The sequence below is a fragment of the Saccharopolyspora sp. ASAGF58 genome, from assembly GCF_012277335.1.
Classification (GTDB): Bacteria; Actinomycetota; Actinomycetes; order Mycobacteriales; family Pseudonocardiaceae; genus Saccharopolyspora; species Saccharopolyspora hattusasensis.
The window spans coordinates 5,396,813-5,420,169 of sequence record NZ_CP040605.1 but is presented as its reverse complement, the minus strand read 5'-3'; the positions used below and the strand labels follow the sequence as shown (position 1 = coordinate 5,420,169).

17 protein-coding genes and 2 pseudogenes are annotated in these 23,357 nt (G+C 67.0%); 10 read left to right on the top strand and 9 right to left on the bottom strand.

Annotated elements, in window-relative coordinates:
- Window positions 1–68: 68 nt before the first annotated feature.
- Window positions 69–2,324, top strand: coding sequence for a LuxR C-terminal-related transcriptional regulator (locus tag FDZ84_RS25550; protein WP_246868416.1), 2,256 nt, complete (start codon window positions 69–71; stop codon window positions 2,322–2,324).
- A gap of 83 nt (window positions 2,325–2,407) precedes the next feature.
- Here the strand turns inward: FDZ84_RS25550 and FDZ84_RS25545 are convergent.
- Window positions 2,408–2,827, bottom strand: a pseudogene (locus FDZ84_RS25545) (transposase); the annotation flags it as partial.
- 331 nt (window positions 2,828–3,158) lie between these two features.
- Here FDZ84_RS25545 and FDZ84_RS25540 point away from each other — a divergent pair.
- The 3 genes from FDZ84_RS25540 to FDZ84_RS25530 all read left to right on the top strand — a co-directional run bounded on the left by FDZ84_RS25540 (window position 3,159) and on the right by FDZ84_RS25530 (window position 6,686).
- Entirely contained in the window at window positions 3,159–3,569 is a 411-nt protein-coding gene (locus tag FDZ84_RS25540; RefSeq protein ID WP_371812677.1) for a hypothetical protein, read from the top strand.
- A gap of 349 nt (window positions 3,570–3,918) precedes the next feature.
- The gene (locus FDZ84_RS25535; protein ID WP_168587939.1) at window positions 3,919–5,298 is read left to right on the top strand and encodes a hypothetical protein; all 1,380 of its coding nucleotides are present in this window, start codon (window positions 3,919–3,921) and stop codon (window positions 5,296–5,298) included.
- A 779-nt stretch (window positions 5,299–6,077) separates the two neighbouring features.
- Window positions 6,078–6,686, top strand: coding sequence for a TetR family transcriptional regulator (locus tag FDZ84_RS25530; RefSeq protein WP_246868415.1), 609 nt, complete (start codon window positions 6,078–6,080; stop codon window positions 6,684–6,686).
- Window positions 6,687–6,849: 163 nt separating this feature from the next.
- Here the strand turns inward: FDZ84_RS25530 and FDZ84_RS25525 are convergent, their stop codons facing one another.
- Genes FDZ84_RS25525 through FDZ84_RS25515 form a run of 3 tightly spaced genes read right to left on the bottom strand, consistent with a single transcriptional unit; the run spans window position 6,850 to window position 9,676 of the window.
- Window positions 6,850–7,830, bottom strand: coding sequence for an LLM class F420-dependent oxidoreductase (locus tag FDZ84_RS25525; RefSeq protein ID WP_168587938.1), 981 nt, complete (start codon window positions 7,828–7,830; stop codon window positions 6,850–6,852).
- Window positions 7,827–8,099, bottom strand: a complete 273-nt coding sequence (locus FDZ84_RS25520; protein ID WP_168587937.1) for an acyl carrier protein — start codon at window positions 8,097–8,099, stop codon at window positions 7,827–7,829. Before FDZ84_RS25520 ends, FDZ84_RS25525 begins: the two co-directional genes overlap by 4 nt.
- 35 nt (window positions 8,100–8,134) lie before the next feature.
- Window positions 8,135–9,676, bottom strand: a complete 1,542-nt coding sequence (locus tag FDZ84_RS25515; protein ID WP_168587936.1) for an FAD-dependent monooxygenase — start codon at window positions 9,674–9,676, stop codon at window positions 8,135–8,137.
- Window positions 9,677–10,126: 450 nt separating this feature from the next.
- Here FDZ84_RS25515 and FDZ84_RS25510 point away from each other — a divergent pair, with 450 nt between their 5' ends.
- The 4 genes from FDZ84_RS25510 to fabG are packed head-to-tail and all read left to right on the top strand — an operon-like array spanning window position 10,127 to window position 13,159.
- Window positions 10,127–10,840 carry a response regulator transcription factor gene (locus FDZ84_RS25510; protein WP_246868414.1) on the top strand — a complete coding sequence of 238 codons (714 nt, stop codon included), beginning with the start codon at window positions 10,127–10,129 and terminating at the stop codon, window positions 10,838–10,840.
- A complete protein-coding gene (locus FDZ84_RS25505) occupies window positions 10,837–11,826 on the top strand; it encodes a ScbA/BarX family gamma-butyrolactone biosynthesis protein (RefSeq protein ID WP_168587934.1) in 990 nt (329 codons plus the stop codon). The genes FDZ84_RS25510 and FDZ84_RS25505 overlap by 4 nt, the downstream gene beginning before the upstream one ends.
- Window positions 11,823–12,458, top strand: a complete 636-nt coding sequence (locus FDZ84_RS25500; RefSeq protein ID WP_168587933.1) for an HAD family phosphatase — start codon at window positions 11,823–11,825, stop codon at window positions 12,456–12,458. The genes FDZ84_RS25505 and FDZ84_RS25500 overlap by 4 nt, the downstream gene beginning before the upstream one ends.
- On the top strand, window positions 12,455–13,159 hold the full coding sequence (gene fabG, locus FDZ84_RS25495; protein WP_168587932.1) for a 3-oxoacyl-ACP reductase FabG: 705 nt from the start codon (window positions 12,455–12,457) through the stop codon (window positions 13,157–13,159). The genes FDZ84_RS25500 and fabG overlap by 4 nt, the downstream gene beginning before the upstream one ends.
- Window positions 13,160–13,236: 77 nt before the next feature.
- Here the strand turns inward: fabG and FDZ84_RS25490 are convergent, their stop codons facing one another.
- The 4 genes from FDZ84_RS25490 to FDZ84_RS25475 are packed head-to-tail and all read right to left on the bottom strand — an operon-like array spanning window position 13,237 to window position 20,092.
- Complete coding sequence (locus tag FDZ84_RS25490; protein WP_246868413.1) at window positions 13,237–15,516, bottom strand: MMPL family transporter; 2,280 nt, start codon at window positions 15,514–15,516, stop codon at window positions 13,237–13,239.
- 20 nt (window positions 15,517–15,536) lie between these two features.
- Window positions 15,537–16,580, bottom strand: a complete 1,044-nt coding sequence (locus FDZ84_RS25485) for an alpha/beta hydrolase (protein ID WP_168587931.1) — start codon at window positions 16,578–16,580, stop codon at window positions 15,537–15,539.
- A gap of 15 nt (window positions 16,581–16,595) precedes the next feature.
- A complete protein-coding gene (locus tag FDZ84_RS25480) occupies window positions 16,596–17,738 on the bottom strand; it encodes an alpha/beta hydrolase (RefSeq protein ID WP_168587930.1) in 1,143 nt (380 codons plus the stop codon).
- Window positions 17,739–17,752: 14 nt separating this feature from the next.
- Window positions 17,753–20,092, bottom strand: coding sequence for an MMPL family transporter (locus FDZ84_RS25475; RefSeq protein ID WP_210435106.1), 2,340 nt, complete (start codon window positions 20,090–20,092; stop codon window positions 17,753–17,755).
- A 289-nt stretch (window positions 20,093–20,381) separates the two neighbouring features.
- Here FDZ84_RS25475 and FDZ84_RS25470 point away from each other — a divergent pair, with 289 nt between their 5' ends.
- Entirely contained in the window at window positions 20,382–21,818 is a 1,437-nt protein-coding gene (locus tag FDZ84_RS25470) for an MFS transporter (RefSeq protein ID WP_168587929.1), read from the top strand.
- 54 nt (window positions 21,819–21,872) lie between these two features.
- Here FDZ84_RS25470 and FDZ84_RS38020 read toward each other — a convergent pair.
- Window positions 21,873–22,709 (bottom strand): annotated as a pseudogene (locus FDZ84_RS38020) (LCP family protein).
- Between the two features lie 284 nt (window positions 22,710–22,993).
- On the opposite strand from FDZ84_RS38020, the gene FDZ84_RS25460 reads away from it, so the two are divergent.
- On the top strand, window positions 22,994–23,347 hold the full coding sequence (locus FDZ84_RS25460; RefSeq protein WP_168587928.1) for a hypothetical protein: 354 nt from the start codon (window positions 22,994–22,996) through the stop codon (window positions 23,345–23,347).
- Window positions 23,348–23,357 lie beyond the last annotated feature (10 nt).

Here is a 23,357-nt window from a genome sequence, read left to right as displayed (position 1 = left end):
TGCAAAGAGCTGGCGGCCTGCCGCACGAATTGACGAGTTTCGTGGGGCGTCGCGAGGCGAAGGCTGGGGTGAGGCAGGCTCTGGCCAAAGCGCGGCTGGTGACCTTGGTGGGCGTCGGTGGTGTCGGCAAGACCCGCCTGGCGGTGCAGGTCTCCTGGGAGCTGCGGCGCGCCTTCCCTGACGGCGTGCACTTCGTGGAGTTGGCGAAGGTGCAGGATCCTGCCCTGGTGCCGGAGGCTGTTGCGACCGCATTGGATCTCCACGATCAGACGGCCCGTGACGCCACGACGGTTGTCGTGGATTACGTGGCCGACAAGCAGTTGCTGTTGGTGCTGGACAACTGCGAGCACCTGATCCACGCCTGCGCCGCGCTGGCCACCACGCTGCTGGTCAACGCGCCCGGGCTGCGAGTCGTGGCCACCAGTCGGCAACCGCTGGGCGTCCCGGGCGAGCAGGTTTGCCCAGTGCCGCCGCTGACGGTGCCCGCGGCGAACGAACCGCTGGACTCGCCCTCGCAGTACGAGGCGTTGACGCTGTTCGAGCAGCGCGCCGCGATGGTGTCGCCGGAGTTCACCCTGCAGGCCGGCAATAGGCCAGCGGTGGCCCGGTTGTGCCGATGGTTGGACGGTATCCCGCTGGCCATCGAGCTGGCGGCGGTGCGTGTGCGCACGCTGTCGGTGGAGCAGATCCTCAACCGGTTGGAAAACCGGTTCCAGTTGCTGACCGCTGGCCACCGGGAAGCGGTGCCCCGGCACCAGACGCTGCGGGCGGCGGTGGACTGGAGCTACGAGCTGTGCACCGAAGCGGAGCGGCTGCTGTGGGCGCGTTGCTCGGTCTTCGCCGGCGAGTTCGACCTCGACTCAGTCGAGACTGTCTGCGCCGGTGAGGGCCTCACCAGCGACGACGTGTTCCAGGCCATGATCGGCTTGACCGACAAGTCCATCCTGACCCGGGTAGCAAACGGGCCACGTGCCCGGTACCGGATGCTGTACACCATCCGGCACTACGGCCAGCAACGCCTCGCCGAAGTGGGGGAGGGCGCGCTTGCCACCTGGCATCGGCGGCACCGCGATTACTTTCTCGGGTTGGCCGAGCAGTCCGACGCCGAATTCGCCGGCCCGCGCCAGGGCGAGTGGATCGCACGGATGCGCGCGGAACGCCCGAACCTCTGGGCCGCGCTGGAGTACTGCCTGACCACCCCGGGCGAGATCCGCACCGGCCTGCGCCTGAGCACGGCGCTGTGGTTCTACTGGATCGCGGGCGGGTTCGTTCGCGAGGGCCGCCACTGGCTGGACCGGGCACTCGCGCTGGATACCGAGCCCAGCCCCGAACGCGTCCGCGCGCTGTGGCTCACCGGATGGATCGCCTTCTGCCAGGGGGACGCCACTGGGGCGCTGAGCCTGCTCGAGCAGAGCCGCTGTCTTGCCGCAGCGCTCGGGGACGACATGGCACTCACCTATGCACTGCAGTTCATCGGGGCAACCCAGGTGTGGAACGACAAGCCGACCCAGGGCATGCCGTTGCTGGACGAGGCGTTGGCCCGCCACCGCGCGTCGGGCCGGTGGACCGCTCCCGGCTTGCTGGTCTTCGCCTCGCGGGCGCAGGCCGCGGCTGTGCTCGGCGACACCGAGACGGCCATGGCACTGCTGCGCGAGGCGCAGACGCTGTGCGCGCCGCGCGGGGAACGCTGGGCGCTGTCGTGGACGGAGTGGCGTGTCGGCTTGGCCTGGTGGGTGGCGGGCAAGCCCAGGCAGGCGGCCGTGCACGTTTGCTCCGCTTTGCGGAAGAAGCAGGAACTCGACGATCGGCTCGGCATCGCGTTCTGCGTCGAACTGCTGGCCTGGGTCGCTGTGGCCGACGGCGACCCCCACCGGGGGGCCGTGCTCCTGGGGGCCACGGAGCGAATATGGGAACTCGTCGGCAGACCGCTGTTCGGCTCGCCTCCCCTGCTCGCGCGGCGCGACCAGGCGCGCGCGCATGCCCGGGAGGCACTCGGCGAAAAGAGGTTCGACAGTTACCTCGGGCAGGGTGCCCAGATGAGCCAGCCGGATGTAATCGCCCTCGCGCTGGCCGAGCCCGCCGCACCGACACCGGCTCCCCGCCCACCAGCGGAGGAGTCACCGGTCACCTCGCCGCTGACCAAACGGGAACGCGAGGTCGCCGCGCTGGTCGCCGCTGGGAAGTCCAACAAGGAAATCGCGGCCAGCCTGATGATCTGCCAACGGACCGCCGAAACCCACGTCGAACACATCCTCACCAAACTCGGATATACCTCCCGAACCCAGATCGCCGCCGCATGGGCAGCAAATGACCAGCAATGCTGACGGCCACCCCAGCTGACGAGGCAGGAGACACTGCGCTCGCCCCGTGACCCTCAGTTATTGATGCGCAGGGCAAATATGTGATGTCAGGCGGCGTAACGGACTTCGGGTTTGCCGAAGTAGGAGCGAACTCGGTCGGGCAGCTTCTGGAGTCGGTGGAGGAAGGAGCGGACCCCGGTTTCCAGCTCGTCGCTGGTTTTCGGTGCTGTGCCGGTGGACACGGCGCGTTTGAGGTCGGCGTTAAGGATTTCGTCGGGGTTGAGCTCGGGGCTGTAGCCGGGAAGGAAGTGCATCTCGATGTCCGAGCGGTGTTCGGTGAGCCACTTCTGGACGGTCTTGCGGCGGTGGACGGGGTGTCCGTCGACGATCAGGTGGACCTTGCGGCCGTGATGGCTGGCCAGGCGGTTGAGGAAGGGGAGGAAGACCCCGGCGTTGAACGAGCCGGTGTAGACGGTGAAGTGCAGCTCGCCTTTGTTGCCGATCGAGCACATGGCGTTCACGCTGAACCGTTTGCCTGTCTCTCAATGTGTGAATAAAGAACTAAACACCCTCCTGACTGCACTCTACGTACTCGTCGACGACCACGTTGTTCCCGCCCGCACAGGGACTCGGACGCTGGCGACGACCTCTGGCCGTCGTTCGTGCGTCGTGCTTCCCAGCAGATTCGGCAGGGTGCGCTCCGCGAGCCGGCCGCCGGTGCCCTCGCGTCCCGCCCGATCCGCGACCTTCAGGCGGTTGGCACGCTGCCACCTGGCCGTGAGTGATTTTGGGCGCCATAGCACCGAAAAACGCTCACGGACCTCGGTCCTGCACCGCGCGCACACCCAACCGTCTGATGTGGACACCGCACGACCGGCTGCCCAAGACGTCGCGACCGCTTCCGCCGCCGGCTCGGTGTGCACCGGGGACGGGATGCCGGTCATGTGGTGCCTGGCCAACCCCAAGATCGGCGAACGTGAGGTGCTGGCGGCCTTGCTCGACCACAACCACCCTCTGATCCGTGACGGCCAAGTCCTGCTGGCCGACAAGGGCTTCTCCGGCAAGGAGTTCAAGAAACTCACTGAGGCGATGGCTCTGCGTCTGCTGCGCCCGGACCGCAAGGACGAGACCTACCGCAACGGCAACCTCGGCGGAATACGCCAGTGGATCGAGTCGGCCAACCAGACACTCAAGGGGGACAACTCGGTCTCGAGCAGCACGGCGGACGCACCCCGGCCGGCGTGTTCACCCGCGTCGCCCAGCGTTTAGTCAAGTATGCCAAGAGAAGCGCTCCCTTCATGCTCCAAATACAGCTCCTCGCGGGAATTGCACCGGCTCAGCCAGTGGGCGTGCACACGCAGCTGCGGTTTCGCAACGGGCCGAGAGATTCAATCACGTCGGCAGCCCTTGCGGCAGCGCGTGAAAGGCCTCACACGTTGGATATGTGAGGGTTCCGACGTGCCCGGCGGCGTATCCATCACGTGCACATACTCGGTAGCGACAAGATGCCGACGATCGAGTGACGTTGAAAGATCCACCGACAGGCGGACAGACAAGCGCTTCCGTTGGTGGTGAGTTGGAACGGTCAATGCTCCAGGAGACACGCGGGAGGGCCGGGGTGGAAATCTCCACCGTGTTAAAGCAGCTCGAGGAATCGGCCACGGTCACATTCCAGTCAACACCTCATCTTGCGGGGAAAACGCGACGCGCAGCCACGAAGATCGACGCCAAAAGAGCCGAGGCAGGAAAACAGCCGCACGAGCGAAAGTTCAACCTCGCTCCGGTTCCGGAGACGAGACAACTGCGGGGCATGTCCCTCTCCCCGTGGGAGCTGCTGCACACACTCGCACGTGCCACCGCCTTGGCCGGACACGGTTCATCCCGAGCGCTCGCCCAACACTGGAAATGCCTTCGATACGTCACCGCACTGCAATCGAATCGCCAACAACGTATGGAACTCGCCGCCGATGGCAAAGACCCGAAATTCCATCGCAAGGCCGTGCAAGCCCGAGATCTCGGGATCGCGTTCGGGCTCGCCACCGCACAACGCATTATGTGCCAACGCCATCCGGATTACCGGTTCGACATCGTCGATGCGGATCTCGCCCTTGAAGCCGGATGGGCCTTGCGGGGTTCCGGAAGCAGCGCGTATGAGCATACAAGATTGCGGCCGAACTACTTCCTTGTTGGGAGAAAGCTGGGAGCACCATTCCGGATCGCCTCCGTCGATTGCAAAGGTTCCCACGGCAGAGTCGAAGCCCAGTACGAGCAGTTGGCAAAATCGGCGGCACACATGGAGACGGTCGTGCTCGGCGATGTCGATGCCGGTGGCGCGCCACCGCCCAGCCTGATGCTGGCGACTGCGGTAGCCGCCAAGGGCGGCATCGAAGTACGTCTTCTCGACCCGGCAGGCGACGGAGTTCTGACTGTGCCCAGTAAACCCACACCGGACCTGACCGGCCCGATCGAGGAGCTCAACCTTGTCCCACTCATCCCTTTCACCAACTCTGATGGTCGACAGACCTCCCGCCCAGGGTTCGCCCTCCCGGTCGAACGTTGGGAATGGTTCTCCCGCGTTCTCGCCCGAACGACCGCAGCGGGCCTGCTTACCTTCGCTGGCGACCGCGACGCCGCCCGCAGCCTCTTGACTAAACGGCAGCAGTACAGACTCGGGTCGGGCCATTCCCACGCCAGTTCGGGCATGCAATTCGACACCGGAATCACCCTGGGCGGGCTGTCTTTCGTGGGTACCGACCATGTTTTCCGGCTGAGCGGGCAGCGGGTGGAGGTGTTCTCCGGACTCTTCAAGCACATGCACAGTCGCCTCGTAAATCAGGAACTCGACGACCACGAGGCGGAGCTGCCCGCCGCATTGGCGACGTGGAAGCGACGGAAGGCCGTCGCTATCAAGGACTGGGGTGGCCTTGTCCATATGGATTCGACCGGAGCACTACTCGCGATACGGGCGCAAGGCAGCGGTCGCCAGCAGCTCTACTGATCAACTGTGGATGACATGCCTGATCGAGTTGCGCACCAACTATTTGGACAATCTTGCCGGATGATCTTTGAGGGCGCGGCTCGACCGGCTCGCGAAGACCGCCAGCGACCAGCGGTCCGCACCGCAGGTCGCGGGCCACCGAGCTTGTCAGAAAGGAAGTTGAACCCCACTCGACAAACCAGCAGGCCAGCCGGGCGACGGCCGGCTGGCACCGGAGGCCGTCCACCACGAGACGATGGGACGTTCGCATTCGATCTTCCTCCGGTCTGCAGATCACCGAATATCGCCACCCGGTCATCGGCAGGATTCGTCTTCTCGTGAAGTAGGCATTTGGCGATCCCACCCTCTCGAGTGGAGCGTTTCGGCACCCATTCACCCGGACAGGAACCGACAATTTCCCGGACAAGGTCACGGAAAATGAATCCGATTCGCGGCGCGCCGAACTGCTCGCCCGGCATTGGGGTGCGCAATTCGGTCTGCGCTTGGAAGCCACATTCTGCGGAGTCGTAGGTGCGTTGATCGTTCCACGTACGACTGGTGAATTGGAGGATCGCAATGGCGCATCCCCAGTCGTTCGTCGCGGCGTCGCGTTGGTCAGGGCACGCGTGGAGGCCTGCGGAACATCACCGGGCATGTTGGCGACGCAGCAGTCGAAGACAGCGGGGTGCCGGTCCTTCCCCGAAGATCCCGAAGTGTGGCGCGACGCGTTAGTGTCGGGGGAGAACACGAGTGAAGGTTCGCTTCATTACCACCAGGCGGATGCGCGGGAGGTGACGGTCATGGCGGATCAGCCGCCGCAGCGCCGGAGGCAGGCACGGGGTGAACGACGGATCGAGCTGCTCCTCGACGCCGCCGCCGAGGTGTTCGGCGAGGTCGGCTACGCCGCCGCGACGACCAACGCGATCGCCGCGCGCGCCGCGTCTTCCCCCGGCACGCTCTACCAGTTCTTCCCGAACAAGGGGGAGATCGCCCGTGCGCTGTCCGAGCGGTACCTGCGGCAGTTGCAGCAGACTCAACGCAAGGCCCTCGCTGTCGAGCACGCCGATCTGCCGCTGACCGAGCTGATCGACGCGATGGTCGACCCGGTGATCGACTTCAACCTGTCCAACCCCGGGTTCCAGGCCCTGTTCAACGCCCCTGACGAGCAGGTGGCGACCAAGCCGCTGCACGTCCGCGAGGCGGTGATCGAGCGGCTGAGCGCGATCTTCGCCGCGCGTGCCCCGGAACTGCCCAAGGACCAGCGGGTGCGCAGCGCGCGGGTGCTGGTCGGGGTGTTCCGGGGCGTGCTGCCGTTGATCATCGGTACCAAGGGCGCGGAACGCGCCGCTATGATCGGCGAGCTCAAGCGGATCTGCCGCGACTACTTGACACCGCTGATCGGGGCCTGAGAAATCGCTTCGGAATGCGGCGCAAGCCGCATTCGGTGTGGGACTGAGCTTGCACCGCCACGGGCCCCTCCGCTGCACCCTGCTGAATCTGGTCTGGGTCGCCGGATCCCGGTGGAGGGTCGAGGAATCGCCCTCGCCTGGCTTGCGGCCTGCCGTCGCAGTATTAAGGCAGCGCCGCCCGCAACACTTCACCTGCATGGGCCAGCCGCTCCGGGTTGTGGCTGTCGCCCGTCAGATTGACGATCACACCGTCGAGACCGAGGTCGATCAGACCGCTGATCTGCTCGCCCACCGTGTCCGCGTCGCCAACGATCATCCGGCTCCCCAGCGCCGCAGGGAGCCCGGCGCCCGTGGCGGCGGGGCCGGACCGCTGCCGGGCCAGCACGGCGTCGCGCTTGGCCACCGCTTCCTCGTTCGTCCGCCCGAGGAACACCACCGCGAGCACGTTTTTGTTGATCGCGTCGTAGTCGCGGCCGAGCTCCGCGCACTTCTCCCGCAGAACCTCGAGCTTCCGTGGCACGTCGGGGAAACCGCAGTTCAGATTGAGGACGTCGGCGTGCTTGGCAGCCAAGGGGATCGTTCGTTGCTCGCCGGCCCCGCCGATGAGGATCGGCGGCACGTGCACCGGTTGCGGTTCGTTCAACGCGTCGGACACCGAGAAGTGCTCGCCGCTGAACGACGTCGACTTGCCCTCGAACATCGATCGGCAGATCTGCAGCGCCTCGTCGAGCCAGGCGAACCGTTCCCGCACGCTCGGAAATGAGTACCCGTAGCGGCGGTGCTCTTCGTCGTACCAGGCGGCGCCGATGCCGAGCAACGCCCGCCCACCGGAGACGATGTCCAGCGCGGTAACGGTCTTGGCCAGCCGCGCTGGGTTGTGGTAGGTCACGCCGGTGACCAGGGTGCCCAGCTGGATCCGCGCAGTACGCGCCGCAACCCCGCCCAGCAGCGTGTAGGGCTCCATCATCGGTTCGTCCGGGGCCCCCTGCACGGGCAGTTGCATCAGGTGGTCCATCACCGCGAACAGGTCAAAGCCCGCCTGTTCGGCGGTTCGGGCGGTTTCCACAATCCGCTCAAAGAGGCTCGCCGGCGGGGTGCTGGGGTAGCTGAAGCTCGTCAGTTGCAGGCCCAGTCTCAGGTTCATGTGTTTTCCTTCCGCGCCTCGGCTCGGATGTAGTCAGCGAGTTCCTGCAACCCCGGGCGCACGATGCGATCCGGGATCTGGACACCGAACCGGAGCTCTGCCTCGACGAGGATCTGCGCGACCGCCAGATCGTCGAGGCCGAGGTCCGTCGCCAGCGACGCGGCCGACGTCAGCGCCCCGGCTGGTAGATCGGTGAGCTCGGTGACCAACTTCTTGAGTTCGTCCATAACGTCGTCGGTTCCGTCCAGAACGTTTTCGTTGCCGCGCATTTCGCCCCCGGGATTGGTCGTCAGTGATGTCAGCGTCAACGTCCGATGTCGTCGGTCAACCGTTCGGCGTGCGCCACGATCGCGTCCGGGCGGACCACTACCAGCGCAGGCCCGGTGATGCCGAACCGGCGGTGCACCTGCCCGGTTTCGTCGAGCAGGTCGCCGGGCATGTCCGGTGCGCCGCTGTGGACGATCGCGACATCGGCCTCGGACCCCAGTTGCGCGGCCCACTGCTGGGCGAGCGCATCCGCGGCAGCACGCACCACGGGCAGGTTGCCCGTTTCCCGCCGATCGACCGCGAAGCCCAGGACCAGGGCGTTGCCGTTCAGCATGTCGTGCAACCACTTGTCGCCCAGCTTTTCGTCCGGCAGCCGCACGCCGGGTTTGAGCATGCCGACACCGGTTCCACTGCTCGGATAGGCCAGCGCGAGCTGGGCCAGACGCGGTGGCAGAACGCGGTTGAGCAGGCCGGTTCGGGCGGCGATCCCCAGGGCCCCGTCGCGGGCTCGGCGGCGCCAGCCCTTGAGCATCCACATTTGCGTTTGCCGGTCGGTATCGGCGACGACCTGCTGTGCGACGTGGCGACGCTCGGCCGCCCATGCACGCACTCCGGCCACTCCCGCCGTGCCGGGATCGGCGGACGCCAAGCGCCAGCCGAGGGACTGGGCGTCCTCGATGCCGGTGTTCATACCCTGACCACCGGCCGGGCTGTGCACGTGCGCAGCATCGCCGGCGAGCATCACCCGGCCTTCGTGGAATCGCTTTGCGACGCGGCGGTTGACCTGGAAGCTACCGGACTGCTGCTCGCCGACCAGGCGCAGCGGAACCGGACAGCGCTGCTGCGCTGCTTCCTGCACCAGACCGTTCAGATCGGACTGATCGGTTCCCGGTCGCAGGCTCACGAACACCCGGTACAGGCCGCCGGGCAGCCCCACCACGACGAGCACGCCGTGGGGGCTCATGAAGTAATGCGCCTCGTTGTGCGCCAGCGGGGTTTCGCATTCACCGTCGGAAAGCGCGAACGTCTCCTGGTACGCCTGGCCTTCGAATTCCACCCCGAGTTGTTCCCGGGTGCCGCTGTGCGCACCATCGCAGCCCACAACCCAGGAGAATTCCTCATCGGCCGTACCGGAAGTGGTCCCAAGCCCGACGTGGACCTTCTCCGCCTCCTGACGCAGCGATCTCATGGACACGCCGTACTCGATCTTGCCGCCGAGTTGCTCGAAGTGGCGGCGCAGCACCTCTTCGGTGTCTCGCTGCGGCAGCGATAGCGGGGCCTGGTAGCGGGTTCCGGCCAGCCCGCCGGAGAACACCAGTCGGGCCACCCGGCGCCCGCCGGTGTAGTAGTTCCCTGCCTTCAACGGCAGCGCACGTTCGACGATCTCTTCGGCGGCACCGCAGCGGCGCAGTGCTTCCAGGCCCCGCGGCCAGAGCACGATCGCCCGCGAATGCGGGTGCGGGCGTTCTCCTCGGTCGATGATGCGTACCGGACGCTCTCGGCGGATGAGCTCGGTGGCGACGGTGAGCCCGGTGGGCCCGGCTCCGACTACCAACGTGCCGCCCGACTTTATGCTCACGCACAGCCTCCCGCACAACTCTTCGATTACTCTATTTCGCCGTATGGAGCGCTCCGATTGACGCATAGGACGGCGACATTGACGTCCCCATAGCCGGCCCGCGCGCACCACGAAGATGCGTCCAGGAAACCCCAGCGGTTCCCCGAGAGGCCATTCTTACGGCCGGAAATCCAGTACGGAATACTACTTAGGTGACATCGGCCGGCCGGGCAGAGCTGAACAACTCCGAAGCTTCAGTCAAGAACCCAGGCAGTTACATGATGTGAATCACAAACTTGCGAGCGATCGCTCGCATTGAGCTAAAGTCGTCGCGTTGTCGTGCCCTAGCCTTTGGTCAGCGACTGCATACGATCACACTTTCAACCGTACCACACACAATCATGCCTGGGGGCACTTATGAGCGATCCAGGGTTCGTCCTTAGTACCCGATTACTCTTATGCATCGAGAACGTGCTGTTGCACCAATCGGTGGCACGTGCATTGCAGCCTTTCGGCAACCTGGAAGTGGTGGAAGACCCGAGCGCGATCTCCGCGTTCGACGGCGCGGCCGACCCGCGGCCGCCGGATGTGGCCCTGGTCTGCTCGACGACCTCGGTCAACTACCTGATGGCCAACATCGCGCGGATCCGGTTGACTTCGCCGCAGACCCGGATCCTGGCCCTGCCTCCAATGAGAGACACCGAGCTGCTGGGCGAACTGCGGACCGTGGGCGTCACCTCCTTCGGGGACGCGCAAACCACGCTCGAGGAACTGCTCACGCTACTGGACCAGATCCGGATCGCTCCGCCGCCTGGCCAGGTGACCACCGAGCAGATCGAATTGATCCGGGCCCGCATGCACTGCCACCACAAACTGTCCGCGCGAGAGCGGGAGATCGTGAACCTCGTCGCGCAGGCGTTGAGCAACCGGCAAATCGCCAGCACCCTGCGCATCACCGAGGGCACAGTCAAACGGCATATGCGAAACATATTTACAAAGCTGGGCGCGAATTCAAGAATAGATGCGGTCAACAAAGCAACCGCAGGAACGTGCAATTGCTCGTCGAAGCAGGGCAGGATTTGCAGCGAAAACTTCGCAAAATCTTCACATTGCACTTTGTCCGGCGAACATTGCGGCACCGAGCATCGGCCGCTGGTAACGGCATTTCCAGGAGGTAAAAGATGAGCAAGGATGCCGGTGAATTAGCACCGCCTGTGGGCGCCTTCAGCCACACTGTCGCCCGAGAAATGGTACATCGGTGGGCGCTGTCCGAGGTGTTCATCACGGGATTCAATGCGGCTGGCCGACGCGAGTTCCTGGTAGATGCGCAGCTACCCCTCTACCACGCCTACTACACCGATCACGCGGCTCGACCGGAGCTGTTCGATCCGCTGCTGCTGCTGGAGTGCTGCCGCCAGGGCGGCACCTATGGCACCCACGAACTGCTCGGCCTGCCGATGAACTCCACGATGCTAGTAAAGACGGCGAGCATCCGGATCACCGACCTGGACGGACTCGTCATCGGCACCCGGCCCGGTGAATTGCGGATGAGCGGCGTGTTCACCGACGTCGAGATGCGCGCCGGAATACCCCGCAACATGGGAATGGACGCGGAGCTTACGTTGTCCGGGCGATCGATCGGGACCGCGCGCATCGAAGCCACCGCGGTCGCAAAGACAACCTTCCGGGCCCTGCGGACCCGGCAGCGCACCGGCGAACCGCCGACATCGTCCGAGCTGCCCGCGACCCCGGCTGGGGTGCCGCTCAGCCCGCACCTCTTCGGGCGCAAGCTGCCCGAGAACGTGGTGCTGACCAACGCCCGCAGGGACCACCACTCCACGTCGGCGCAACTGGGCGTCAACCCGCGCAACCGCAGCCTGTTCGACCACGAATACGACCACTACCCGGCGATGAGCCTGTTCGAAGCGGCACGCCAGCTCTCGCTGCTGGCGCTCGACGACGGCACCGGCGCGGCCGCGACCCGGGTGCGGTGCACGTCGTTCAGCGCCGAGTTCATCCGCTTCGCGGAACTGGACTCCCCTGTCGACCTGAGGATCGTCGGAGAGCACAGCAACGAACTCGACGTGCACTTCGTGCAGGACGGCACCGTGATCGCCACCACCACCGTCGGGTTCGACCAGGTCGGCACGTCCAGCGAGGTGGCTGCATGACGTTCCGGGCAGTGTGGACCGACTTCGGCGGGGTGCTGACTCCACCGGTCAACGAGAGCTTCGCGGGGTTCGCGGCACAGGCCGGCGCTCCCCCCGCAGTGCTGTGGGCAGCCATGCAGAACGTCGCTGCCCGCTACGGCGTGGACGATGTGATGGCACCGCTGGACACTCCGCTGACCACCGAAGCTGACTGGGCTCGGCAGGTGACGGCCGTGGTTCGCGAGGACACCGGAGCCGAGGTGGATCTCTCGCGGCTCGGGGAGCGCTGGTTCGCCGGCCGCCCGGCGAACTCCTCCTGGGTCGGCACGCTGCGGAAGCTCCGCGAGCAGGGAGTGTTCGTCGGGTTGCTGTCGAACATGCCGCCGAGCTGGGACGAGCAGTGGCGGCGCATGGTGTCGCCGGAGCTATTCGACTCCGTCGTACTGTCCTACGAGGTGGGCAGCCGCAAACCGGAAGCCGCTATTTTCGGGCTCGCCGTTGAGCGCTGCGGTTTCCCGGTCGGCGAGTGCGTGCTCGTCGACGACATGGCCAAGAACTGCGCGGGTGCGCGCGAAACCGGCTGGCAGGCAGTGCACTTCACCAGCAGCGACGACGCAGCTGCCGAACTGGACCGGCAAAGGGTGGGAACATGACTAGGTCAGTGCTGGTCACCGGCGGGAACCGGGGCATCGGCCGGGAAATCGCCCAGTCCTTCGCGAAGGCCGGGCACCGGGTGGCGATCACCTACCGATCCGAGCCGCCACCGGAGGATTTCCTCGCCGTGCGCGCGGACATCACCGCCCCCGACGACGTCGAGCAACTGTTTCGCCGGATCGAAGAAGAACACGGGCCGGTCGAGGTGCTGGTGGCCAATGCCGGGATCACCCGTGACAAGCTGTTGCCCCGGCTCAGCGACGATGACTTCTCCGATGTGCTGGAGACCAACCTGACCGGTTCGTTCCGGGTCGCGCGGCGAGCCGCGCGCAAGATGTTCAGCGCGCGATGGGGCCGGATCATCTTCGTCTCCTCGATCGTCGGGTTCACCGGAGCGCCCGGGCAGATCAACTACAGCGCATCCAAATCCGGGCTGACCGGTCTCACCCGCTCGCTGGCCTGGGAGCTCGGCTCGCGCGGCATCACCGCGAACCTGGTCGCACCGGGTCTGATCGAGACCGAAATGACTGCTGAGCTCACCACATCCAGGCGCGAAGAGGTCCTGCGGATGACGGCGATGCGTCGTACGGGCAGTCCCGACGAGGTGGCCGGGGTGGTGGAGTTCCTAGCCAGCGACGCCGCCTCCTTCATCACCGGCGCGGCGATCCCGGTCAGCGGCGGCTTCGGCATGGGCTACTGAGCTTCGAGACCAAGAAGGGAACCGTCCTGCCGCGGGTGCCAGGACGGTTCCCTTTTTCCGATTGGGTCTGCGCCGGCTCAGTGCGCGGCGCCGGATGGGACGCGCGGCTCGGACCGCGACGTCTCCTGCTCGGTGATGCCGAACCGCTCGTGCAGCTTGCGCAGCGGCGCGGGCGCCCACCAGTTCGCGTTGCCCGCCAGGCGCATGAACACCGGGACCAGCACCGCCCGGATCAGCGTGGCGTCGACCAGGATCACCAGTGCCATGCCGATGCCCAGCATCTTCAGGTACATCACGCCGGAGACGCCGTAGCTGGCGAAGGCGAGCGCCAGGATCACCGCGGCAGCGGTGATCAGCGGTCCGCTGCGCTCGATGCCCACCGCCACGGACTGCACGTTGTCGCCGGTGCGGTCGTGCTCCTCCTTGATCCGGGACATCATGAACACCTCGTAGTCCATGGACAGCCCGTACGCGATGCAGAACATCAGGATCGGGAAGGTCGGCTCGACCTGTCCGGTCGGGGTGAAGTCCAGCAGTCCGGCGAGGTTGCCGTCCTGGAACACCCAGACCAGCGCGCCGAACATCACCGACATGCTCAGGACGTTGAGCACGGTAGCCTTCGCCGGCAGCAGCACGCTGCCGGTCATCAGAAACAGGATGATGAACGTGACGACGAAGATGAGCACCAGTACGACCGGCAGCCGCTCGACCAGCGCGGTCCGGAAGTCGTTGAGCTCGGACGGGTAACCGCCAACACCGACGTCGACCCCGGACATCGCCGAGCGCAGCTGCGAGACCAGCGTGGCGACGTCACCGCCGGCCAGCACCTCGTTGGTGGGCACCGCGGAGAACCAGGTGCCCTGTTCGTCAGCGAAGCGCTGCGAGCTCTCGTTGGGCTCCAGGATCTGCTGCCCCTGCCGGTAGGAACCAGTGAGCGCATCCACCTGCGCGACACCGGGCACATTGGACAGAGCGGTGGCGTAGCGCTCGATCTCGGCGCTGCTGGCCACCGTCCCCGGCACGTCGTCGGTCAGCAGCTGGATCGCATCCATCTCCTCCTGACCGAAGTTGTCCCGGATGGACTGCTGGGTGACCCGGCTGGAGGTCTCCGGCGGCAGGATCCGGTCGTCGGGCAGGCCGAACTGCAGGCCCAGCACCGGCGAACCGAGTGCGAGCACCACGACGAGTGCGGGCACGCCGTAGACCAGCGGGCGCTTCATCATGCGCACCGCCATGGTGTGCCAGGCGCCGCCCGAGGTGTTGCGCGGGGGCTTGCGGCGGTCGGCGGCGCGGCCCAGCAACGCCAGCACCGCGGGAAGGATCACCAGTGCCGCGAACACCGACGTCGCCACCACGCCGACACCGGAGTAGGCGAACGAACGCAGGAAGGGGAACGGGAACAACATCAGGCACGCCAGCGAGACGGCGACCGTCACACCGCTGAAGGCCACCGTCTTGCCCGCCGTGGCCACGGCGTCCTCGACCGACTGCTGGACGGTACGGCCCGCGCGCAGCGACTCCCGGTACCGGTTGATGATGAACAGGCTGTAGTCGATTCCCAGGCCCAGCCCCATCACGAGGGTCAGGTTCGCCGCGAACGTGGAGACCTCGGTGACGTAGGTGACCCCGCGCAGCAGCGCCAGCGTCGCCACCACTGCGAAGAAACCCATCCCGAGGGTCAGCGCGGCGACCCGGAACCGGCGGTAGATGGCGAACAGCAGGATCAGCGCCATCGGCAGCGCGATCAGCTCACCGCGGAAGAAGTCGGTCCTGGCCTGCTGAGCGGCCTGCCGGAAGACCTCATCGGCGCCGCCGACCTGCACCCTGACCAGTGCGTCCTCGCGGGTGAAGTCCGGCGAGATGCTGCGGCCCAGCTCGGTGCGCGCCTGCGTCACATCGCCTTCCAAGCGGCCGATGATCAGCGCCTGCCGGGAGTCGTTGCTGCGCAGCGCGGGCGAACCGCCCCGGGACCAGTACGACGAGACGTCGAGCACCCCGACGTGGTTGGCCAGCTCCTGCTCCAGCGCGCGGCCCGCCGCGGCTGGTTGCGGATCGTCCACGGTTCCCTGCTTGGCGGTGACCAGCAGCATGAACTGCGGTTTGCCCGTGTCGAACTGCTGCTGCAGCTGCTCTGCGACCTGTAGCGACTGCGAGCCGGGGCTTTCGAACCGGCTCAGCATGAGCCGGTTCAGCGCACCGGAGCCGATCACCAGCGAAATGATGAACAGCACGACACCGACCAGCGCGATAACGCGCGGCCGGTGTGCGATGTACCGCCCCAGCCTGCGCAGCGCCGGGGGGCGGGTGGTCCCGGAGCCCGGATCCTGGTCTTGGTCCTGGGGTGGCGATGTGGACACGTGCCACTTCCTTCCTGGGTTTACTGGTGGCGATCGAGCCAGTCCGCGATCCCGTCGGTGACCACCGACGAGTTGACGTCCAGGGTCACGAAGTGCCCGGCATCGGGCACCGTCGTAGCCGTGACGTCGTCGCTGCTGGTGAACAGGCCGGGGTAGCTTTCGACGCCCTGGCGCAGGACATCCTTCGCACCGAAGATCAGGTGCACCGGGACCTTGATCTCGCCGATGCGGGTCAGGTCGGACATGATGCCCACCGGTTCGGACACCATCACCCCGCACGGGTTGGCCGGGTATAGCGGAGTGATCGCCTCCCTGACGCGCGGTTCGGCGTCCGGTCCGAGACCGCCGGCCAGGAAGCCGTCCAGGCTGCCGTCGAAGTGGACGAAACCAGGCGGGTAGCCGGCTTCTCCGCCTTCCAGGCACCGGTCGTAGGCGGAGAAGAACCGCCGCATGGTGTCCTCGGTCAAGCCGATCGCGGCCCAGCCGGTCAGCACGATCCCGTCGACGTTGCCGAAGGAGAACGCTGCGGTCTCGGCGACCAGCGCGCCACTGGAGTGGCCCGCCATGAACACGCGGGTGAAACGGGCCGGTGCGGCGCCGTCGATGGTGTAGGTGCCCGCGCGCAGCTGCCGCACGATCTGGTCGGCGATGTCGGCGTGTGCCCCGCTGCAGGTGGCGAACCCGTTGGGGATGGGGCTGGAGCCATAGCCGAGGCGGTCGATGGTCACCGACGCGTGGCCCTTCTCCGCCAGCGTCCGCACGTAGTCGTGGCCGGGGCTGTCGAGCCGCCAGATCCACTCACCGGTGTTGGTGCCATGCACGTAGAGCGTGACCGCCGGATTCGGCCGCGAGAGCACCGACGCCGGCGCGGTCAGGTGGCCGCGGATGGTGTAGGTGTGACCGTCGGCGGTGCACTGGCTGGTGGTGCGGTTGACGTTCTGGACCTGGAAGGAGACCGGAAAGTCCACAATGGCCTGCGCACTGGCTTCCGGCGGGGCCAGGACCGGCAGCCCGACGGCGACCAGCGCCACCGCCAGCGCCGCGACGAAGCGTTTGACGAACATGCTCGGTTTCCTTTCTCAGTGCCGGTCCAGCCACGACGCCATGCCGTCGTGGAGCACCTGCGCCCGCTCCCCCAGCCCCATGAAGTGGCCGGCGCCGGGCACGGTCAGCAGCTGCTTGTCGGTGGTGCCGGTGAACGGTGCGAGGTTCTGCTCACCGCCGGTGATCCGGGAGTCCTGCTCGCCCTGGACCATCAGCACCGGCACGGTGATCTCGTTCAGGTGCTGGAGGTCGACCACGACGGCCTCCAGCTGCGAGGCCAGTTCGGCGCAGGGAGTGCGGTTCTGCTGCTGGGTGACCGCGCCGGCCACCTCCGGCCGCACGTCGCGGAGGTTGTTCTCGGCGAACCGGGTGCGGCCCAGGTCGAAGTAGACGTAGCCGGGCGGATCGTCGGCCTTCTCCGCCGGTCCGCCCCCGCCCTGCATGCAGGAGGAGAACGCGCCGAAGAACGTGGCGTCGGCGTCGTCGGTCAGACCCCGGTCAGCCCAGCCCATCAGCACCAGGCCGTCGACGTCGCCGAAGGAGTACGCCTCGATCTGGCTGATCTGCGCGCCGTTGTGGTGCCCGGCCAGCAGTACCCTGCCGAACGCCGGGGCCGGCGCGGGCAGCCCGTCGACGCGGTAGCCGCCCGCGCGGAGCTGCTCGACGATCTGGTGCGTCATGTCGGCCTGACCGCCGAGACAGGTCCGCAGCCCGTTTGGCTTGTCGCTGCTGTCGTAGCCGATGCGGTCGATGGTCAGCGACGCGTGGCCGCGGCGGGCCATCTCCTCTGCCTGGTGGTAGCCGCGGATCGGCATCCGCCAGTACCACTCGCCGGTGCCGATGCCGTGCTGGTAGAGCGTCACCTCCTTGTCCGGCTGCGCCAGCAGGTTTCGCGGGGTGGTCAGGTGCCCGCGCACGACGTAGGTCTGGCCGTCGGTGTAGCAGGCGGCCTTCGAACGGTTGATGTTCTGCACGGTGAACTGCACCGGGACGTCGACGATGCCCGCCCCGGCCAGCCGCGCGCTGGTCTCCTCGTTGAGCCGGTCCACGCGCACGGCATGCTGATCGGCCGCGCCCGCGCCGTCCCCGCTGCCGCCGACCACCAGCGCGGGCACTCCGACCAGCACGGCCACGGCGATCAGCAGGATGACGACGGAACTCACTCGACGCTTGGACACTTGAGTCTCTTTCATCAGTTCGGCGCGAGGGTGTCTACAGTGGTCTTTTCGGTTACCGTTGCGGCGGGCGTGCTTTCGCCCTCTCGCAGCCCGTAGCGCTGCTGGAACCGGTACAGCCACGAGGGCGCCCACCAGTTCGCGTTGCCGGACAGCTTCATCACCGCGGGCACCAGCAGGCAGCGCACCACGGTCGCGTCGACCAAGACCGCCAGCGCGACACCCCAGCCGAGCATCATCGAATTGGTTACCCGCGAGGTGCCGATGGCCACCAGCACCACGGCGAGCAGGACCGCGGCGGCGGTGATGATGCCGCCGGTGTTGCGCACGCCCGCGGCCACCGCGGTCTCGTTGTCGCCGGTGCGGTCGTGTTCCTCCTTGATCCGCGAGAGCAGGAACACGCCGTAGTCCATGGACAGCCCGAACGCCATGCAGAACATCAGCACCGGCAGCGAGGTGTCGATGAAACCGACCGGGGTGAAGCCGATCAGGTCGCTGAGGTTGCCGTCCTGGAACACCCACACCACCGCGCCGAACATCGCGGTCAGGCTCAGCGCGTTGAGCACCACCACCTGCACCGGAACCAGCACGCTGCCGGTCAGCAGGAACACCAGGACCAGCGTGCTGACCACGATCAGCGCCAGCGCCCAGCCGAGCCGGTCGCCGATCGCCTCCTGGGTGTCGACCACGGCCGCACTCTGCCCGGAGACCAGCGTGCCCGGGAACGGGCTGGGCACCGCGCGGATCTGGCGCACCAGGGCCTGGCTTTCCGGCGAGATGTCCTCGATGCCGTCGTCGGGCAGGATCTGCAGGTGGTTCAGGCCCGCCTCGTCGCGGACGGCGTCAACGGTGATCCGCCGCTTCGACTGGCGGCCGCCGGCGAAGGTCCCCATCGACGTCCGTACCTCTTCAACGCCCGCCACAGTGGACAGCCGAGTCGCGTAGTCGGCGAGCTCGGCCCCGGCGGGGGTCGGCGCGACGACGTCGATGGTGCCGGTGACGCTGTTGTCGAACTGGTCCCGGAGGACCTGCTGCACCATGTGCGACTCGGCGTCGGCAGGTAGCTGCCGGTCGTCGGCCATGCCGAACTCGACGCGCTGGAACGGCAGCCCGAGCACCACCAGGATCACCACCGAGCCGAGCGCGAACACCGGCGCGCCGCGCATCACGGTCGCGATCAGCGCCGGGAAACGCCTGCTTTCGCGCCGCCTGCGACGCACCGCGCGCCGCACGTCCAGCGCGTTGACCCGGTGGCCGAGGAGCACCAAAGAGGCGGGCAGGACCACCAGCGCCGCAACTGCGGCCAGCAGCACCACGGAGATGCCCGCGTAGGCCAGTGAACGCAGGAAGTACAGCGGGAACAGCAGCATCGCCGACAGCGCGACGGACACCGTCACGGCGGAGAACAGCACGGTCCGGCCTGCCGTGCGCAGGGTGGCGGCGACGGCGGCGCGCGGGTCGAGCCCGCGGCGGAGCTCGTCGCGGTAGCGCCGGACCATCAGCAGCGCGTAGTCGATCGCCAGCCCCAGGCCCAGCATGGTGGTGATGTTCTGGGCGAACATCGACACGTCCGTGACCCCGGCCAGCAGCCACAGCACGCCGTTGGTGCCGGTGATCGCGATGATGCCGACCATCAGCGGCAGCGAGGCGGCCACCACGCTGCCGAACACCAGCACCAGGATGATCAGGACCAGCGGAAGCGCGATCAGCTCCGAGGCGGCCAGGTCCTCGGCGATGGTGGTCTCGACGTCGGAAAGCACGGCGGTCATGCCGCCGACCCGGACGTCGAGGTCGCCGTGGCGGCCGGTGTACTCGGGCGCCAACTCGGCACCCATCCGGCTGGCCTCGTCCTCGGTCCCGGCGACGTGCGCGGCGATCAGGGCGTAGCGGCCGTTCTCGGACTTGAGGTCCTCAGCGCCGGTCTGCCAGTAGGAGGTCACGCCGGTGACGCCCGGCTCGTAGGCCAGGCGCTCGGCGAGCCGGACGCCCTGCGCGGCGATCCTCTGGTCATCGACCCCGCGGTCGCTGGAGACCAGCAGCAGCAGGTTCGGGCGGCTTTCCGGGAAGTGCTCCTCCAGCAGGTCGTCGGCGCGGCTGGAGTCGGACGCGGGGTTCTCGGTGCCCTGACCGGCCAGCAGCCGGTCAGCGACACCGCCGCCGAGCACCACGGAACCGACGACGAAGGCGAGCGCGACCAGCAGGAGCATCCTCGGCTGCCGCGAGATCAGGCGGGCGAGTGCGTGGAACAAGTCGGACTCCGGTTTCTGCCGGAGCGTGGCGCCCCCGGCCAGTTCGAGCGCTAAAATACGAGTACTTGCTCGCAACTGGGCTCGAATATAGACCGGCAATCCGGACACCGTCCATACCACCTTCGGCACAGTAAGTAACGTTCCGGTGAACCAGAAGCGGTCCGCAGGCAACCGCCCGCGGACCGGTTCAGGCATGCCTCGGGAGACAGAACATGTTGCGTGCGCAACGGAAAACGGTTCCGCGTTGCGCCGTTTCACCGTCGTTCGGGCCGCGGGATGACAGCCACGCAGAGTTACCACAGGAAGTACGCCGGAGACCGACGCGAACCTCGGACGCGCCTCGCGGATTCCCTCCCGACGCCGCGAAATCCAGGGCAACGATTCGACAGGAGTCAGCATGAGCACTGCCAAAACCGGCGCGGCAGCCCCCGCTGCCGGTACTGCCCCTGAAGGGCGGGACTCATCGGCTGGGGTGAAAATCACTTCCCTCGCCACCGGCTTCGTGATGGCGACACTCGACATCACGGTCGTCAACGTCGCGGGTGCGGCGATCCAGCAGCAACTCGAGACCACCCTCGCCCAGCTCACCTGGGTAGTCGACGGATACGTCCTGACACTCGCATCGCTGTTGCTCCTCGCTGGCGGGCTCGCCAACCGCGTCGGGGCGAAAGTCGTTTACCAGTGGGGCATGGCAGTGTTCTCCATCGCCTCGTTGGCTTGCGCGCTCGCCCCCACGGCCGAGGTGCTGATCGCCGCCCGCTTCGCACAGGGAGCGGGGGCCGCGCTGTTCATGCCCAGTTCCCTGTCCCTGCTGGTCCATTCCTTCCCGGACAAGCGGAAACGCACCAGAATGCTGGGCCTGTGGTCCGCGATCGTGGCGACCGCATCCGGCTTCGGGCCGACGATCGGCGGTCTCATGGTCAGTGCGTTCGGATGGCGAAGCATCTTCCTGCTCAACCTGCCGATCGGGGCCATCGGCATGATCATGACCGCCCGCTACATCAAACCGGTCGGTGGCGGTTCGACGAAACTGGCCGCGTCAGGCCATGCCTTGTTCGTCATCATGCTCACCGCGCTGAGCTTTGCGCTCATCGAGGGACCCCAACTCGGCTGGACATCCTCAGCAGTCCTCACGGCGGCCGTGGTGACTGTGCTCGTCGCCGGGCTCCTGGTGGTCCGGGAGCGCCGTGCCGAAGAGCACGTCATGCCGTGGAGGGTGTTCCAGAACCCCGGATTTTCCGGTGCCAACATCGTCGGCTTCCTGTTCAACTTCGCGCTTTTCGGCAGCATGTTCATGGTCGGGCTCTACCTTCAGCATGCGCGCGGGGCCAGCCCCCTCCAGGCCGGCCTGCTACTGCTGCCCATGACGATCTTCTTCCCCGTCTCCAACATCGTTTTCTCGCGGATTTCCGCGATTTTCAGCAATGGCCTGCTGCTGACGGCGTTCCTGCTGCTGGCGGGCGTTTCGTCGCTGACCATGATCACGGTTTCCCCGGCGACGCCCTACTGGGTGCTGGCCCTTGCTGTCGGGATGGCCAACGTCGGTGCGGGCATCATCTCCCCGGCGATGACGGCGGCCCTGGTGGACGCCGCGGGCCCAGAACACGCCAACGTCGCAGGTTCGGTGCTGAACGCCAATCGCCAGATCGGCTCGCTGGTCGGCATCGCAGCCGTCAGCGTTGTCCTAGCCGCAGCTCATGACTGGACCCGAGGCCCGCAAGCCTCTTTCGCTCTCGTCGCCAGTGCGTACACCCTGGCTGCGATGAGCGCGTGGCGGCTCATCGTGAAGTCTGAACGCATCGAAGCGGCGAACTCAGGCCCCGCCGGGGCCTGAGCAGGGCCGGGTGGCCCGAGGGAGTCTCCCCTCGGGTTTAAACGGCCTGAGGGCTCACCGGGCGGCGGTGAGCGCTTCGGGAGGCACCGGCCGGTCCCGCCGCAGCGAGTCGAACAGCTCCCCCGCCTTCTCCTTGTCCCAGAACAGGACCGCGCCGACGCCGGGCATGTCCATCCCACCGCTGGTCGGCACCGTCGCCGTGACCAGCTCCTCCCCCACGGTTCCCGCCTGGTAGCCGAGCTGCCCGAGGTCGTCCAGGTGGTCGTGGTCGGCGACCGTCACGGTCGCGGCGAGCCGCCAGGTCATGGGCACCGAGCGCAGCGGGTTGAACAGCACCTCCCGACTGGTGGCCTTGCGCACCAACTCCGTGAGGAATTCCCGCTGGTGCTCGGCGCGTTCCAGGTCGCCCCGCGCGAAGGCCCGGGTGCGCACGAAACCGAGCGCCTGCGCGCCGGTCAGCTGCTGGCAGCCGGCCGCCAGGGTGAGGTCGATCTTCGGGTCGTGGATCGCCTGCGGCAGGCACATCCGCACGCCGCCGACCGCGTCCACCACTCCGGCGAAGCCGCCCAGCCCGATCTCCAGGTAGTGGTCGATGCGCAGCCCGGTGGCTTACTCCACGGTCCGGGACAGCAACGTCGGACCGCCGTAGGAGTAAGCCGCGTTGAGCTTGTTCGGGGGGTGGCCCTCGATCGGCACCAGCGAATCGCGCGGCAGGCTGACCAGCGTCGGTGCGCCGGGACCGGCCGGGATGTGCAGCAGCATCACCGTGTCCGTGCGCGATCCGCCCGCATCGGCGGTGCCGCCGGTGACCAATTCCTGTTCCTGCTGCTCGGAGAGTCCTTCGCGACTGTCCGAACCGACCAGCAGCCAGTTCGTGCCCCGCGCCGACATGACGCGTCCCACATAGTCGGTGAACGCGGGCACCCGGCCCAACGAAACGTCCAGGTACAGCGTCGAAACAGCGACGAGCACGACCAAGCCCGCCAGGGCCAGCGACAGCAGTCGAGTGGTGCGCCGCAGGAAAGTCCTCACTGCCTGTGTTCACTCCATGCGTTCAGGTCACTCGCACGCACCCCGACAACAGCGTGCCCTTGGTTCTGAGTGATCGTAACGTTATCGTACTGTGCCCCGACTTACCCATTCGAGTGACCGAGACCCCGACAACCGGAGTAGTGATGTCCCGGCGAGACCGCCAACGACCTCGTAGCGGCTCGAAAGAAGTCCACGCCAGGCACCGACGCCGCGGCACCGCCGGAACGGTGGTCGTCCACACCGGACATTCCGAACATCGGAGACATCACGGCGAAACGACCCTCGACCTGCTGCCGGACCGGCGCGTGCGCCGGGTGCACCACCCCGCGGACCCGGTCTTCGTCGACGGCAGCGGTCGCCGGCGCCGCGTTTTCCGCCGGTTCGTGCTGTTGACAAGCCTGGTGCTCGTCTGCCTGGGGCTGTTCCTCGCCGCGGCGATGCTCAACTCCCGCGAACCCGCCCCGCCGCTGCCGAGCACCGCAGGCACCAACCCCTGAGGCAGGAAGC